This window comes from Aeromonas aquatica (genome assembly GCF_000764655.1).
GTDB classification, from domain to species: Bacteria; Pseudomonadota; Gammaproteobacteria; order Enterobacterales; family Aeromonadaceae; genus Aeromonas; species Aeromonas aquatica.
This window is the reverse complement of sequence record NZ_JRGL01000017.1, coordinates 34,245-48,299: the sequence shown is the minus strand read 5'-3', so window position 1 is coordinate 48,299 and position 14,055 is coordinate 34,245. Positions and strand designations below refer to the sequence as shown.

Here is a 14,055-nt window from a genome sequence, read left to right as displayed (position 1 = left end):
AGCAAAGACATGTGCGGTATTGTCGGTATAGTTGGCACCACCCCCGTCAATCAGGCCCTCTACGACGCCTTGACGGTGTTGCAGCACAGGGGACAGGATGCCGCCGGGATCGTGACCATTGACAGTGGAAACTTCCGGCAACGCAAGGCTAACGGCCTGGTGAAGGATGTGTTTGAAGTGCGCCACATGCAGCGGCTGCAAGGGAATATCGGCATAGGACATGTCCGTTATCCCACCGCAGGCAGCTCCAGTGCCGCAGAAGCCCAACCTTTTTACGTGAACTCTCCCTACGGCATGGTGCTGGCCCACAACGGCAACCTCACCAACGCCAAGGCGCTCAAGGAGCAGCAGTTCAAGGTGGCCCGCCGCCACATCAACACCACCTCCGACTCGGAAGTGCTGCTGAATGTGCTGGCCCACGAGCTGGATCTCTGCGACAAGATGGAACTGCGCCCGGAGGATATCTTCTCTGCGGTGCGCAAGACCCATCAGCAGATCCGCGGCGCCTACGCCGTGGTCACCCTGGTGATAGGCCACGGCCTCATCGGTTTCCGTGATCCCAACGGCATACGTCCCTTGATCCTGGGTCGCCGCGCCGACGAGCAGGGCCAGGTGGAGTACATGCTCGCCTCCGAGAGCGTGGCGCTGGACGCCATCGGCTTCGAGACGGTGCGTGACGTCGCCCCGGGCGAAGCCATCTACATCACCGAGCAGGGTCAGCTGTTCTCCGAGCAGTGTGCGGAGCACCCGCAGATGAGCCCCTGCATCTTCGAATACGTCTACTTCGCCCGTCCCGATTCCTGCATCGACAAGGTCTCCGTCTATGCCGCCCGCCTCAACATGGGTCGCAAGCTGGGCAAGAAGATCGCCCGCGAGTGGGAAGATCTCGACATCGATGTGGTCATCCCCATCCCCGAGACCTCCTGCGACGTCGCGCTGGAAATCGCCCACACCCTGGACTTGCCGTACCGTCAGGGCTTCGTGAAGAACCGCTACATCGGCCGTACCTTCATCATGCCGGGCCAGACCCAGCGCAAGAAGTCGGTACGCCGCAAGCTCAACGCCATCGGCTCCGAGTTCAAGGGCAAGAAGGTGCTGCTGGTGGATGACTCCATCGTCCGTGGCACCACCTCCGAGCAGATCATCCAGATGGCGCGGGAAGCCGGTGCGGCCAAGGTCTACTTCGCCTCCGCCGCCCCCGAGATCCGCTTCCCCAACGTCTACGGCATCGACATGCCCACCGCCAACGAGCTGATCGCCCATGGCCGGGAAGTGGAAGAGGTGTGCAAGCTGATCGGTGCCGATGGCCTGATTTTCCAGGATCTGGAAGATCTGGAAGAGGCGGTGCGAGAGATCAACCCCGAGCTGCGCCACTTCGAGACCTCGGTGTTCAACGGCCACTACGTCACCGCGGATGTGGATCAGGGCTATCTGGACCACCTCAACGCCATGCGCAGCGACGACAACAAGGCCGTGCGCGAGTGGCAGGAAGGCACCAGCAACCTGGAAATTTTTAACGAAGGCAGTTAAACGTTTTCCAGTTGGTCTGGACCGGAAATGAAAATGGGGGCCTTGGCCCCCATCGTTGTCTCGGTACTCTGTGCTTCATCTCACGCCAGATCTTCCCCATGGCTGGCGATCACCTTCTTGTACCACCAGAACGACTTCTTGCGCCTGCGCGCCAGGGTGCCCTTGCCGGCATCGTTCCTGTCCACATAGACGAAGCCGTAGCGCTTGCTCATCTCTCCGGTGGAGGCGGCCACCAGATCGATGCAGCCCCAGCTGGTGTAGCCCAAGAGTGGCACCCCGTCATCGATGGCGTCCCCCATGGCGCTGATGTGCTCGCGCAGATAACCGATGCGGTAATCGTCCTCGATCTCGCCCTGCTCATTGACCTCATCGACGGCGCCCAGGCCGTTCTCCACCAGAAACAGCGGCTTCTGATAGCGGTCATAGAGGGTATTCATGGTGATGCGCAGGCCGAGCGGGTCTATGCCCCAGCCCCATTCGCTCACCTTGATATGGGGGTTGCGCAGGGACTTGACCACGTTGGCGGCGCTGGTGTTGCCCGCGTTCATGTCGGCGGAAGCACAGCGGGAGGCGTAGTAGCTGAAGGAGACGAAATCGACGGTGTGTTTGAGGACCTCGTCATCCCCCGGCTCCTTGATCAGGGTCACCCCCTTCTCGCGAAACAGGCTGGCGGCATAGGCCGGGTAGGCGCCGCGAGCCTGCACGTCGATGAACAGCAGGTTCTCCCGCTCCTTTTGGAGCGCAGCCCACACATCGTCCGGCTTGCAGGAGTAGGGGTAGAAATTGCCCCCCGCCAGCATGCAGCCGACCTGGTTGTGCGGGTTCACCTCGTGGGCAATTCGGGTCGCCAGGGCGCTGGCGATGAGCTCGTGGTGGGCCGCCTGATACTTCACCTGCTCCTGATCTTCACCCGCTTCAAACACCAGCCCGGCCCCGGAGAAGGGGCTGTGCAGCAGGATGTTGATCTCGTTGAAGGTGAGCCAGTACTTCACCAGCCCGTCGAATTGCTCGAAGCAGGTGCGCGCGTAGCGGGTGAAGAACGCCACCATCTTGCGGTTGCGCCAGGAGCCATACTCCACCACCAGGTGCATGGGCACGTCGAAGTGGCACAGGGTCACCAGCGGCTCGATGCCATGTTTCTTGCACTCCTCGAACAGGGCCCGGTAGAAGGCGATGCCCTCGGGATTGGGTTCGGCCTCGTCCCCCCTGGGATAGAGCCGGCTCCAGGCGATGGAGGTGCGAAACACCGTGAAGCCCATCTCGGCCATCAGGGCGATGTCTTCTTTGTAACGGTGATAAAAATCGATGGCGTCGTGGCTCGGATAATACTCGTCGTCCCGCAGGGTGAAGCGCGGTTCCTGGCCGAGTTTCACCGCCATCCGGTTGGCACCGTGGGGGATCATGTCGACCGTGGTCAGGCCCTTGCCCCCCTCGCGGTAGCCCCCCTCCGCCTGGTTGGCGGCCAGGGCGCCGCCCCAGAGGAAGTCTCGGGGAAATCTTGCTAACGACATCTGTTACCTCTTGTCATGTCGGATGATGCGAATTCACAGGCTGGCGGCAGCCTTGACCTGCAGCGTCGGCACTGCCTCATCGGATGCGGCCTCGGGGTGCTCCTCCTGCACCGGAATGTCTTCAAAGCCCATCAGCAGGGTCAGGATGAAGGAGAGCACCACTGAGAGCGCCATGACTCCGAACACCCAGGCGATGCTCATGGGGTTGGCCGGATCGAAGAACTGGACGCTGGTGAAGAGGCCCGGTGCCGCCATGGAGTGGCTGGCAAGCCCGGCCATGCCAGCCACGGCGCCGCAGATGAAGCCGCTGATAAGGCTGGCGATGAGCGGCCGCTTCAGGCGCAGGGCCACCCCGTAGAGCGCGGGCTCGGAGATGCCGGCCATGATGGCGGAAGCCGCCGCGGCGAGCGCGGTCTGGCGCAGCTCGGGGTTCCTGGTGCGCCAGGCCACCGCCAGGGAGGAGCCGCCGAGGGAGAGGTTGGCACCGATCTCGGAGGGCATCACCATCCCTTCCTTGCCGGTCTCGGCGATGGTCTGGATGATGGTCGGGGTGAAGACGCGGTGCATGCCGGTCATCACCAGCAGCGGCCACAGGGCCCCCATGATGGCCACCGACAGCCAGCCGAGGTAATCGTGCACTGTGTAGACCAGGCCGGAGATTGCGGTGCCGATCCAGATGCCGATGGGGCCGATCAGCAGGATGGCGAGCGGCGCCGCGATCAGCACGATAAGCATGGGTTTCAAGAAGTTCTTGGTCACCGCCGGGGTGATCCTGTCCACCCAGCGCTCTATGTAGGAGAGGCACCAGGTCATCACCAGGGCCGGGATCACGGTATAGGTGTATTTCACCGCGGTGACCGGGATAAAGCCGAAGCTGACCGGCTCCCCCTGGGCGGCCCTGGCCATCAGCTCGATGAAGCTCGGGTGCACCAGCACGCCGGCGATGGCGATGGCCAGCGACATGTTGGTCTTGAACTTGACTGCCGCCGAGGCGGCGACCATCAGGGGCAGGAAGAAGAAGGCGCCATCGCCGATGGCATTGAGGATGATGTAGCTGGGGGAGGTGACCTCCACCATGCCGCTCATGCTGAGCACCATGGCCAGCAGCTTGACCATGGAGCCGCCGATGATCGCCGGAATGAGCGGTGACATGGTGCCGATCAGGGCGTCGAGGATGCCGGCGCCGAGGCGTTTGAGGCTGAAACCGGCTTTCACCTCTTGCGGTGCGCCCTGTGCGTCTTCTGGCAGCCGGGCGAGCACCTCGCGGTAGGCGTGGGACACCATGTTGCCGATGATCACCTGGCACTGGTTGTCATTGTTCACCACACCCAGCACCCCGGTGGTGGCCTTCAGGGCGGGGTTGTCCAGTCGGCTTGAATCCTTCAAGACGAAGCGCAGGCGCGTCATGCAGTGGGTCACCGCGACTATGTTGTCCGCTCCCCCCAGGGCATTGACGACGGCACTGGCCAGGGCCGCATAGTTTTTTGACATCTGGTTTATCCTTTTGACCAAGAGATACCAGCCATAGCCCCGCCTGTGGCGTGCGGATGGACGGTGTGAAACTGTACATGTGGAACCGGTTCCACATAGAGTGCTCAGTTTCTTTCTGCGATACAAGACAGTCCCCCGATCATTGTGCAGATCCGTGAATGGGATCACTCAATGACCCCCCATGCCCGCATTCTTGCTACGACAACCCCAGGCCGGTGCAGTACACTGCGGCCCGTCAAGCATAACGGGATGGAGCAAGATGACGACGATGCTGGAGGTGGCAAGGCGGGCAGGGGTGTCGAAGGCGACTGTCTCTCGCGTGTTGTCGGGCAATGGCTACACCAGCCAGGAGACCCGGGACCGGGTGTTTCAGGCCATCGAGGAGAGCGGTTATCGCCCCAATCTGCTGGCCAGGCAGCTGGCGACCAAGAATACCCAGACCCTGGGGCTGGTGGTGACCAACACCCTGTATCACGGCGTCTATTTCAGCGAGCTGCTCTCCCATGCGGCGCGGATGACCGAGGATCGCGGTCGCCAGCTGATCCTGGCCGATGGCAAGCACAGCGCCGAGGAGGAGCGTCAGGCCATCCAGTATCTGCTGGACCTGCGCTGTGACGGCATCATCATCTACCCGCGCTTTCTGAGCGTCGAGGAGATGGACGAGATCATCGAGCAGCATTCTCAGCCCATCATGGTGCTCAACCGCAAGTTGCGGCGCCACCACCGCCATTGCGTCTACTCCGATCAACAGGCTGCCGCCGCGGCCGTGGTGGATAAATTGGTGGAGATGGGCCACACCGACATCGCCTTCATCACCGGCTCGGCGGATTCGCCGACCGGCATCGAGCGTCTGGCCGGCTACAAGCAGGCTTTGGTCCGGCACGAGATCCCGCTGCGCGACGAATTGATCGCGCACGGCAAGTGGACCCCCGCCTGCGGCGCGGCCGGGGTCTCGACCCTGTTGGGGCGGGGGGCTCGCTTCAGCGCCTTGGTGGCCAGCAACGATGACATGGCGATCGGCGCCATCAAGCAGTTGCACCAGGCTGGCGTGTCGGTGCCGGAACAGGTCTCCGTGGTCGGCTTCGACGACATAGCGCTGGCTCCCTACGTCATTCCTTCGCTGGCCAGCGTCAAGATGCCGGTGACCGAGATGATCCAGGAGACCATCAGCCGGCTAATCACCATGGTGGAGGAGGGGGAGGCCGGTGAGCTGCCCTCCTTCAGCGGCAAGCTGATCCGGCGCGACTCCCTCAAACGGCTGCTGGAGTGAGGCGCTGGCTCCTCGCTCAAGGTGGTGGGCAGCACAGGCGGGATCCGCTAGCATAGGCGCCCCGGCGCGTGCGCCGCCTGTCATAGCAAGAGATGAGACGTTAGATGGATGACCTGCTAGCTCCCGTTCGCCAGTTCCTGCATTGTGAGACCCCGGATGAGTGGGTGGAGATGGCGCGTGATCCCGCCCAGTTGCCGACCCTGCTCATCGATCACGCCAACTGCGAGAACAAGGCCGCGCTGACCGCCCATAGCCTGGTGCGCCGCTACTGCCTGCCCAAGGGCAAGCGCCACCTGCTGCCCAAACTCGCGTTTTACCGTGAGCTGGACGCCATCCCCGAGAAGGCCGAGATCCTGGGCAAGCGGACCATGGGAGAGGCCGATCTCACCGTCTTTGCCGAACTGGAGCGCAATCCGCTGTTATTCCCCATGGTGCGGCTCATCCAGGAGGAGCTGCATCACTTCGAGCAGGTGCTGGAGATCATGGCCGCCCGCGGCATTCCCTACGGCCCGGTCAGCGCCTCCCGTTACGCCCGCAGTTTGCTAAAGCATGTGCGCACCTACGAGCCCGCCGCCGTGGTCGACAAGATGATCATCGGTGCCTATATAGAGGCGCGATCCTGCGAGCGTTTCGCCAAACTGGCGCCGCACCTGGACGAGGAGCTTGGCCGCTTCTATGTCTCCCTGCTGCGTTCGGAGGCACGCCACTACCAGGACTATCTGGCACTGGCCGAGCAATACGCCGGGGAGGATATCAGCGAGCGGGTCGCCTATTTTGGCCGGATTGAAGCCGAGCTCATCTGCTCACCGGATCCGCAGTTCAGGTTCCATAGCGGCCTGCCTGTCAGATTTGACAGTTGTTGAGCCAGCAGGGGCCACCTACTATCGCGGTGTTCCTACTACGAGCGACGCAATCATTTTTTGAGCGCAATCCCCGGCCACTGATGTGACATCAGGCCGGGTTTTTTTTATGGCGCAGAAAGGGAGCAGGGGCCGACGAAGCCATCGGCCCGGGGATCAGCGGCGGTATTCGTTGTTGTAGTTCTGAATGAGGCGGCGGGTCACCTCGTGCTGGGGATCGGCAAACACCTTGAGGGTCTTGCCGCGCTCTACCACCCGGCCGTCGTGCATCACCAGTACCTCGTCGCTGATGTGGCTGACGATGCCCAGATCGTTGGCCACCAGCACATAGCTCAGCCCCATGGTCTCCTGCATCTCCAGCAGCAGGTTGATGATCTGGGAGCGCACCGAGATATCCAGGGTCGACAACGCCTCGTCCGCCACCACGATCTTGGGGTTGAGGATCAGCGCCCGTGCCAGCCCCACCCGTTGCTGCTGACCGGCGGAGAGCATCTGCGGGTAGAAGAGCGCGTGATCGGCCAGCATGCCCACCATGCGTAGGGTCTGCACTACCTTGTCGCGGCGCTCTTCTTCGCTCATCTCGGTGTTGAGGCGCAGGGGCGTCTCCAGGATCTGGCCGACCCGGATCTTGCGGTTAAGCGAGGTGTTGGGATCCTGGAAGATCATCCGCAGCAGCTTGCAGCGGGTCTGATAATCCCCGTGCACCAGGCGCTGGCCCTCGACGGCTATCTCACCGCCGCTCGGCTCTATCATGCCCGCCAGAATGCGGGCGAGGGTGCTTTTGCCTGAACCCGCCTCGCCGACGATGGCCAGGGTCTGGCCCACGCCGAGATCGAACGACAGGGGCTTGATGGCCTCCACCGCCTGGCGCCGGAACAGACCGGTGCGATTCTGGTAGGTTTTACACAGGCCTCTGACCTGTAACAGAGCGGGTTCGATCACTGTATTGGCCCCTTCGTAGCGAAGTGTGCTGCCATGGATGGATAGCATCGTATATTCAAGTGGTTAACGACTCCAAACTCAGCGGAAAGTGGCGGCTGAATTGAGGAGCCTTGGCCTTGTACATTGATCATCGACTGAGGGTGGGTCTTGATCATTTTTTCGGCTCTTCCATGTTCAGCGGGAAGTGGCAGCTGAACTGGTGTCCCTTGACCTTGCTCATCAGCGGCGTCTGCACGCATTGCTTCTGGGCATAGGGACAGCGGGGGCCGAGCCGGCAGCCGATGGGCAGGTGTTGCAGCGGCGGTATCACCCCGGGCAGGGTCTCGAGCCGGGACTTGTGGCGCACCAGCTTGTCAAAGTCCGGAATGGACTTGAGCAGGGCGTCCGTATAGGGGTGATGGGGCGAGGTCAGGATCTGCTCCCGGGTGCCTACCTCCACCATCTGGCCGCAGTACATGATGTTGATGGTGTCGGTCAGGTTGGCGATGGCGGCGATGTCGTTGCTGATGATGAGGATGGTGGTGTTGCCCAGCTTGTTCATCTTGTCCAGCAGCCGCAGGATCTGGGAGTGGGTGGTGGACTCCATGGCACTGGTGGGTTCGTCGGCCACCAGCAGGCGCGGCTGGTTGGCGATCGCCATGGCGATCATCACCTTCTGGCACATGCCGTCCGACAGCTCGTGGGGATAGGCCCGCATTACCTTGCGGTGATCCTTGACGCCGACTCTGTGCAGCAGGGCGATGGCCCGCTTCTTGCGCCACTGGAAGCGCTGCCAGAATTTGCCGACGAAGGCGCTGGTGGGGATGGCCTCCTCCAGCTGGGTGCCTATCTCCTCGGACGGGTCGAGACAGCTGATGGGATCCTGGAAGATCATGGCGATCTCCCGGCCCATGATGCGGCGCCGCTCCTTGGGGGCCATGGTCAGCAAGTCCATGTCGTTGAAGCGCATCCGGTCGGCGCGCACCGTCCAGTTGTCCTTCTGGATGCCGACGATCACCTTGGCCACCAGGCTCTTGCCCGAGCCCGATTCTCCTACCAGGCCGCGGATCTCCCCCTCGTTCAGGGTCAGACTGACCCTGTCCACCGCCTTGACCTTGCCCTGGGGGGTATCGATCTCGATGGTGAGGTTGCGTATATCGAGCAGGGGCATCAGTGGCGCTCCTCATGAGGCTGTGGCACGGCGTGTTGCATCGGGGAGATGTCGTCCTTGATGGTATAGAGCAACAAGATCATCAATCGTTCCCCTCTTTGAGTGCTTCGCGGATGCCTTCACCCACCTGCGAATGGATGATGAGCACGCGGCTCTGGAACGAACCAGGGTCGATGGCGAATGCGCGCATGTCTAACGAGGACATCAATCGTTCCCCTCTTTGAGTGCTTCGCGAATGCCTTCACCCACCAGGTTGGTCACCAGCACGCTGAACAAAATGGCCATGCCCGGCAGGGTCACGGTCCAGGGGGCCAGATAGATAAGATCGCTGGAGTCCGCCAGCATGGCGCCCCATTCGGGCTGGGGCGACTGGGCGCCAAGGCCGAGGAAGCCCACCGCCGAGATATCCAGGATGGCGGCAGAGAGGGTCCGGGTGGTTTGCGCCACCAGGGTCTCGACGATGTTCGGCAAGATGGCCAGGCGCATGATCCGCCAGGGGGGCGAGCCATCGAGGCGGCTGGCGATGATGTACTCCTTCTGCATCTCGGCGTGGACCGCGTTGTAGGTCGCCCGGATGAAGGGGGGGATGAGCGCGAGCGTGATGGCGATCAGGGTGTTGAACAGACCTGGCCCCAGAATGGCGACCACTATGATGGCCAGCAGCAGGGAGGGGATGGAGAGCAGGGTGTCGAGCAGGTGATGCAGCACGCTCGACTTCACCCCCTTGCTCATGCCGCCGAGGATGCCGATGGTGGAGCCGACGACGAGGGCAATTACCACCACCAGCAGGGCGTTGCCGAAGGTGAGACGGGCCCCCACCACCAGGCGCGAGAGGATGTCGCGGCCCAGATCGTCGGTGCCGAGGAAGTAGTCGATGTTGCCGGTGCTGGCCCAGGAGGGGGCCAGCAGCAGACGGCTGCTGTGTTGATCGTCGATGCCATAGGGGACGACGAGGGGGCCGACCAGGGTAACCAGCAACAGCAGCACGAAACACCAGAGGCCGGCCATGGCCAGCGGATTTCGTCTGTAGGAGGCCCAGGTCTGCTCCAGGGGGGAGAGGATCCTGAGCTCCGGGTAGATGTTCGATTTATCTTGCATGAGTCAGGCTCCAGCCCAGGTGCTGGGCAGGTTTAGTCTTGTTTTGCATAGAGTTCTTTACGCCGTGCCGGATACACAATGACGGAGGTGAGCAGCGCGGCGCCGACAATATGGCGCTTGCGTAACAGAGGCTCATCACTTGGGCACGTTCAATCTTGTTTTGCATCGAGTTCTTTACGCCGTGCCGGGTACACAATGACGGAGGTGAGCAGCGCGACGCCGACAATATGGCACTTGCGTAACAGAGGCTCATCACTTGGGCACGTTCAATCTTGTTTTGCATAGAGTTCTTTACGCCGTGCCGGGTACATGATGGTAGTGAGCAGCTCGGTGCTGACGCTGGTGAAGATCACGAAGCTGGCCACCACCAGGAAGGCGCCCCGGATGGCGGCGTAGTCCTGCAGCGCTATGCTGTTGACCAGCCAGCGGCCGATGCCGGGCCAGTCGAACACGAATTCGGTGATCATGGCGGAGGTGAGCACGCTGCCAAGCTGCAGGCCGAGCAGCGGCAACACCGGCGGCAGGGCATTCTTGAGGCCATGGCGCCAGACGATCTGGCGACGGGAGAGGCCCCGGCTCGCCGCGGCCTTGATGTAGTTCTGCTTCATCACGTCGATGAGGGAACTGCGCACGTGGCGGATCACCTCTGTGGTGGGCACCACCGCCAGCACCAGGGACGGCAGCACCAGGTGGCGCAGGGCATCGTGCAGGGCGGCGTCGCGCCAGGGCTCGTGGCTGAGCAGCACATCGACGATGGCGATGCCGGTGATGGAGGGCACGTCGTAGAGCAGGCTGATCTGGCCGGAGGCAGGCAACCAGCCGAGATCCAGCGAGAACAGCATCACCATCAGCAAGGCGAGCCAGAACACCGGCACGGCGTAGCCGATGAGGCCGGCGGCCATGATGGAGAGATCGAGCCCGCGCCCCTGATAGAGGGCGGCCAGGGTGCCGAGCGGAATGCCCACCAGCAGGGAGATGGCGAAGGCCGCGAGACAGAGCGTCAGGGTCGCCGGGAAGTAGTGACGGATCTCGTCGAGCACCGGCAGGCCGGAGACGCTGGAGAGACCGAAATCCCCGGCGAAGATGCGCCGCAGGAAGTCCGGGTAGCCGTGCCATACGTCCAGCACCTGACCGATGAGACGAAACTCCAGCAGATAGGCCGCCAGGGTCAGCACCAGCAGGGTGATGATCAGCAGGGTGATGCGGCGCAGAATATAGAAGAACATGGTTATGCCTCTGCCCGCTGGTTGGCCGATGACGGGCAAGATCCCAGATCAGCGATGGAATGGATATAAAACCGCATGCTCACTCCCGATGGGCCTGGTTGAAGGTGGTGCCCCCAAAGGGCATCAGGGTCAGTCCCTCGATGTCGCTGCGGCTCACCTGGGTGCGCAGGGCATGGGCCAGGGGGATCAGCGGCAACTGCTCATTGAGCAGGGTCTGGGCATAGTAGTAATTGCGCAGGCGGAAGGCGAGTTGCGGTGTGGTCACCGCATCGTCCAGCAACTGATCGAAGGCCGGGCTGCACCAGCGGCTGTAGTTGTTGCCCCGCTCGACGGCGGCGCAGCTCAGCAGCTGGCGAAAGAAGTTGTCCGGGTCGGCGTTGTCGGCGATCCAGCCGGACAGCAGGCTGTCATATTGCCCCTTGGCGAGCCGGGTTTCGATGACGGGCCAGGCCTGCTGCACTATTTTCAGCTTCACCCCTATCTTGGCGAGATCGCTGCGCATCAGCTGGGCGGTCTTGAGGCCGTCCGGATTGTAGGGGCGGGCCCCTGGCTGCACCAGTACCTGCATCTCGAAGCCCTGCTCCAGCCCAACCTCCTTGAGCAGCTTGCGGGCGAGGGGCAGATCCGGCTTGCGTAACTGCAGTGAGGGATTGTAGCCCCAGGAGAGCGGTGGCAGCAGGCTGGTGGCGGGCTGCCCGGTTTCGAAATAGACCGCCTGCAGCAGGTTCTGCACGTTGATGGCGCTGGCCAGCGCCTGGCGGACCTGCACCTTGTTGAAGGGCGCCTTGCGGGTATTGAGGGCCAGGAAGGCGACGTTCATGCCCGACTGCACCGACAGGTTGAGATGGGAGTCCTTGTCGATCACCGATAGCTGGCTGGCGGAGGGGGTGCTCATGACATCGCACTCGCCGGTCAGCAACTTGGCGAGCCGCTTGGACGATCTGGGGGTGATGTCGTAGACCAGCTGCTCAATCTTGGCCTCACCGCCCCAGTAACCGGGGTGGCGCAGGTAGCGCACGAACTCGTTGTGACGGTACTCCTTGAAGCTGAAGGGGCCTGTCCCGATGGGACGACTGTCGAGCAGCTCTGGGGTGCCAGCCTTGATCATCTGCTCGCCATACTCGGCCGACAGCACGATGGCGTAGTCGCTGGCCAGGGTCGCGAGGAAGGAGGCATCCGGCCGGTTGAGCTCGAACACCACCTCGTGGGGTCCGTGCTTGTCGACCCGCTTGATGAGGGAGGCCAGACCCATGCTGTAAAAATAGGGGTACTCGCCGCCCGAGATGGCGTGGTAGGGGTGATGGTCGTCCAGCAGGCGATGATAGGTAAACAGCACGTCGTCGGCGTTGAACTGACGAGAGGGGCTGAACCAGGGCGTGCGATGGAAGGTGACCCCCTTGCGCAGGCTGAGGGTGTAAGTCAGCCCGTCCTCGCTGCTGCGCCAGGCGGTGGCGAGGCCCCCCTCCAGGCTCAGGGTATTGGCATTGACCTCGAGCAGGCGATCGTAGAGCGGGCGGGCACTGGCATCCAGGGTCATGCCCGAGTTGGCGAGCTGCGGGTTGAAGGTCTGGGGTGCCCCGTCGGCGCAGTAGATGAGCCCTGTCTTTGACGCATCGTCTTGTTTCTGACAGCCGGTGAGTACCAGGAGACCGAGCAGCAGTGGTGTGAGCATTCTCATTGTGGAGCCATGTCTTGGTGCGAAATGTGTTCATGCAAGGTTGCCCGCGGGAGGGCGGGCGCGTTGCGAGATCCTGCCGGGCAGGACATCCCTGTGGGGTCAGCCAATGTCCGCATTGCCATTGTTGTCATCCCCCTCGAGCAGCTGGTATTTACGTAACATACCCCTGAACTGGTGGTAGCTCAGGGCCAGCAGATCGGCCGCTTTGCGCTGATTATACTGGGATAGCTGCATCGCTTGCTTGAGTAAATTGATTTCGAACTCAGCTACCGTGTTCTTGAGATCCAGCGGCAGGCTGGGGGCCTGGTGCTCCCCTGGTGCTGTCGTCCCGGCTGAGCCGGTGGTCTGGGCCTCGATCCGGGCCCGGGGACGCCAGGGGGAATCGAAGGGATTGATCACCAGCTCCGCCAGCGGCAACTGCGGATTGCCCTGCCGATAGAGGCTGCGCTCCACCACGTTTTTCAGCTCCCGCACGTTGCCGGGCCAGGGGTAATCCAGCAACAACTGGGTCGCCTTGCGGGAGAATCCGGCAAACAGCGGATAACCCAGCTCCCGGGTCATGCTGTGGGCGAAGTGCTCCGCCAGCATCAGGATGTCGTCCCGCCGCTCCCGCAGGGGGGGCAATGTGATGACGTCGAACGCCAGCCGGTCCAGCAGATCGTGGCGAAACTGGCCCCGGTCGGCCAGCGCCGGCAGATCCTCGTTGGTGGCGCACACCAGTCGCACATCCACCCTGAGCGGCTTGGCGCCGCCCACCCGCTCGAACTCGCCATATTCGATGACCCTCAGCAGTTTTTCCTGCACCCGGGCACTGGTGGTGGCCAGCTCGTCGAGGAACAGGGTGCCGCCGTCGGCGCGCTCGAACCGGCCCTGATGGCGCTTGGCCGCGCCGGTGAAGGCGCCCGCCTCGTGGCCGAACAACTCGGTTTCCAGCAGGCTCTCGCTCAAGGTGGCGCAGTTGATGGTGACAAAGCTTTGATCCCAGCGGGCCGAGAGATAATGTAGGCGGTGGGCGATGAGCTCCTTGCCGGTCCCTCGTTCGCCGATGATCAGCACGGGTTTGCGCAGCGGTGCCAGCCGCGAGGTCTGCTCAATGATCTCGAGAAACGCGTTGGACTCACCCAACAGGCTTTCCGTGTCTGTGCTCATCCTTACACCCTGCTCGTTGAAAAATCTGGTCAATCTTACCAAAAGTTAGTGATTTTTATCACCCGTTGTTCCGAGTGACTTGAAACTCATGAAGTGTGCCCATATAAATCAATGAGTTAAAATTCGTTCCAGATTGGCACACAAGTTGCC

Annotated in this window: 12 protein-coding genes; 3 read left to right on the top strand and 9 right to left on the bottom strand. The window is 62.4% G+C overall.

Annotation, left to right across the window (positions count from 1 at the left end; genetic code table 11):
* The first annotated feature begins 9 nt into the window (after nucleotides 1-9).
* Nucleotides 10-1,530 (top strand): amidophosphoribosyltransferase, encoded by a 1,521-nt coding sequence (gene purF, locus LG30_RS0104970; RefSeq protein ID WP_033129613.1) that lies wholly within the window; start codon nucleotides 10-12, stop codon nucleotides 1,528-1,530.
* A gap of 80 nt (nucleotides 1,531-1,610) precedes the next feature.
* Here the strand turns inward: purF and LG30_RS0104965 are convergent, their stop codons facing one another.
* Nucleotides 1,611-3,041, bottom strand: a complete 1,431-nt coding sequence (locus LG30_RS0104965; protein WP_033129612.1) for a 6-phospho-beta-glucosidase — start codon at nucleotides 3,039-3,041, stop codon at nucleotides 1,611-1,613.
* Nucleotides 3,042-3,074: 33 nt separating this feature from the next.
* Nucleotides 3,075-4,532 (bottom strand): PTS cellobiose/arbutin/salicin transporter subunit IIBC, encoded by a 1,458-nt coding sequence (ascF, locus tag LG30_RS0104960; RefSeq protein ID WP_033129611.1) that lies wholly within the window; start codon nucleotides 4,530-4,532, stop codon nucleotides 3,075-3,077.
* A gap of 259 nt (nucleotides 4,533-4,791) precedes the next feature.
* Between ascF and LG30_RS0104955 the strand changes: the two genes are divergently transcribed.
* Complete coding sequence (locus LG30_RS0104955) at nucleotides 4,792-5,802, top strand: LacI family DNA-binding transcriptional regulator (RefSeq protein ID WP_033129610.1); 1,011 nt, start codon at nucleotides 4,792-4,794, stop codon at nucleotides 5,800-5,802.
* 104 nt (nucleotides 5,803-5,906) lie between these two features.
* A complete protein-coding gene (gene miaE, locus LG30_RS0104950) occupies nucleotides 5,907-6,665 on the top strand; it encodes a tRNA isopentenyl-2-thiomethyl-A-37 hydroxylase MiaE (protein ID WP_033129609.1) in 759 nt (252 codons plus the stop codon).
* A 153-nt stretch (nucleotides 6,666-6,818) separates the two neighbouring features.
* On the opposite strand, the gene LG30_RS0104945 is transcribed toward miaE, so the two are convergent.
* The 7 genes from LG30_RS0104945 to pspF form a co-directional block, all read right to left on the bottom strand.
* Entirely contained in the window at nucleotides 6,819-7,604 is a 786-nt protein-coding gene (locus LG30_RS0104945) for a peptide ABC transporter ATP-binding protein (RefSeq protein ID WP_033129639.1), read from the bottom strand.
* A gap of 151 nt (nucleotides 7,605-7,755) precedes the next feature.
* Complete coding sequence (locus LG30_RS0104940) at nucleotides 7,756-8,754, bottom strand: peptide ABC transporter ATP-binding protein (protein ID WP_033129608.1); 999 nt, start codon at nucleotides 8,752-8,754, stop codon at nucleotides 7,756-7,758.
* Nucleotides 8,755-8,836: 82 nt separating this feature from the next.
* Nucleotides 8,837-8,959, bottom strand: coding sequence for a hypothetical protein (locus LG30_RS22870; RefSeq protein ID WP_274518492.1), 123 nt, complete (start codon nucleotides 8,957-8,959; stop codon nucleotides 8,837-8,839).
* Nucleotides 8,959-9,852 (bottom strand): ABC transporter permease subunit, encoded by an 894-nt coding sequence (locus LG30_RS0104935; protein ID WP_033129607.1) that lies wholly within the window; start codon nucleotides 9,850-9,852, stop codon nucleotides 8,959-8,961. The genes LG30_RS22870 and LG30_RS0104935 overlap by 1 nt, the downstream gene beginning before the upstream one ends.
* 266 nt (nucleotides 9,853-10,118) lie before the next feature.
* On the bottom strand, nucleotides 10,119-11,078 hold the full coding sequence (locus LG30_RS0104930; protein ID WP_033129606.1) for an ABC transporter permease: 960 nt from the start codon (nucleotides 11,076-11,078) through the stop codon (nucleotides 10,119-10,121).
* 79 nt (nucleotides 11,079-11,157) lie between these two features.
* Nucleotides 11,158-12,750 carry an ABC transporter substrate-binding protein SapA gene (gene sapA, locus LG30_RS0104925; RefSeq protein WP_033129605.1) on the bottom strand — a complete coding sequence of 531 codons (1,593 nt, stop codon included), beginning with the start codon at nucleotides 12,748-12,750 and terminating at the stop codon, nucleotides 11,158-11,160.
* Between the two features lie 105 nt (nucleotides 12,751-12,855).
* Entirely contained in the window at nucleotides 12,856-13,905 is a 1,050-nt protein-coding gene (gene pspF / locus LG30_RS0104920; RefSeq protein WP_033129604.1) for a phage shock protein operon transcriptional activator, read from the bottom strand.
* Nucleotides 13,906-14,055: the final 150 nt, after the last annotated feature.

Excerpts from the sequence above, each read along its gene's own strand:
- purF (WP_033129613.1), top strand. The coding sequence starts at position 10 with ATGTGCGGTATTGTCGGTATAGTTGGCACCACCCCCGTCAATCAGGCC.
- LG30_RS0104965 (WP_033129612.1), bottom strand. The coding sequence starts at position 3,041 with ATGTCGTTAGCAAGATTTCCCCGAGACTTCCTCTGGGGCGGCGCCCTG.
- ascF (WP_033129611.1), bottom strand. The coding sequence starts at position 4,532 with ATGTCAAAAAACTATGCGGCCCTGGCCAGTGCCGTCGTCAATGCCCTG.
- LG30_RS0104955 (WP_033129610.1), top strand. The coding sequence starts at position 4,792 with ATGACGACGATGCTGGAGGTGGCAAGGCGGGCAGGGGTGTCGAAGGCG.
- miaE (WP_033129609.1), top strand. The coding sequence starts at position 5,907 with ATGGATGACCTGCTAGCTCCCGTTCGCCAGTTCCTGCATTGTGAGACC.
- LG30_RS0104940 (WP_033129608.1), bottom strand. The coding sequence starts at position 8,754 with ATGCCCCTGCTCGATATACGCAACCTCACCATCGAGATCGATACCCCC.
- LG30_RS22870 (WP_274518492.1), bottom strand. The coding sequence starts at position 8,959 with ATGTCCTCGTTAGACATGCGCGCATTCGCCATCGACCCTGGTTCGTTC.
- LG30_RS0104935 (WP_033129607.1), bottom strand. The coding sequence starts at position 9,852 with ATGCAAGATAAATCGAACATCTACCCGGAGCTCAGGATCCTCTCCCCC.
- LG30_RS0104930 (WP_033129606.1), bottom strand. The coding sequence starts at position 11,078 with ATGTTCTTCTATATTCTGCGCCGCATCACCCTGCTGATCATCACCCTG.
- sapA (WP_033129605.1), bottom strand. The coding sequence starts at position 12,750 with ATGCTCACACCACTGCTGCTCGGTCTCCTGGTACTCACCGGCTGTCAG.
- pspF (WP_033129604.1), bottom strand. The coding sequence starts at position 13,905 with ATGAGCACAGACACGGAAAGCCTGTTGGGTGAGTCCAACGCGTTTCTC.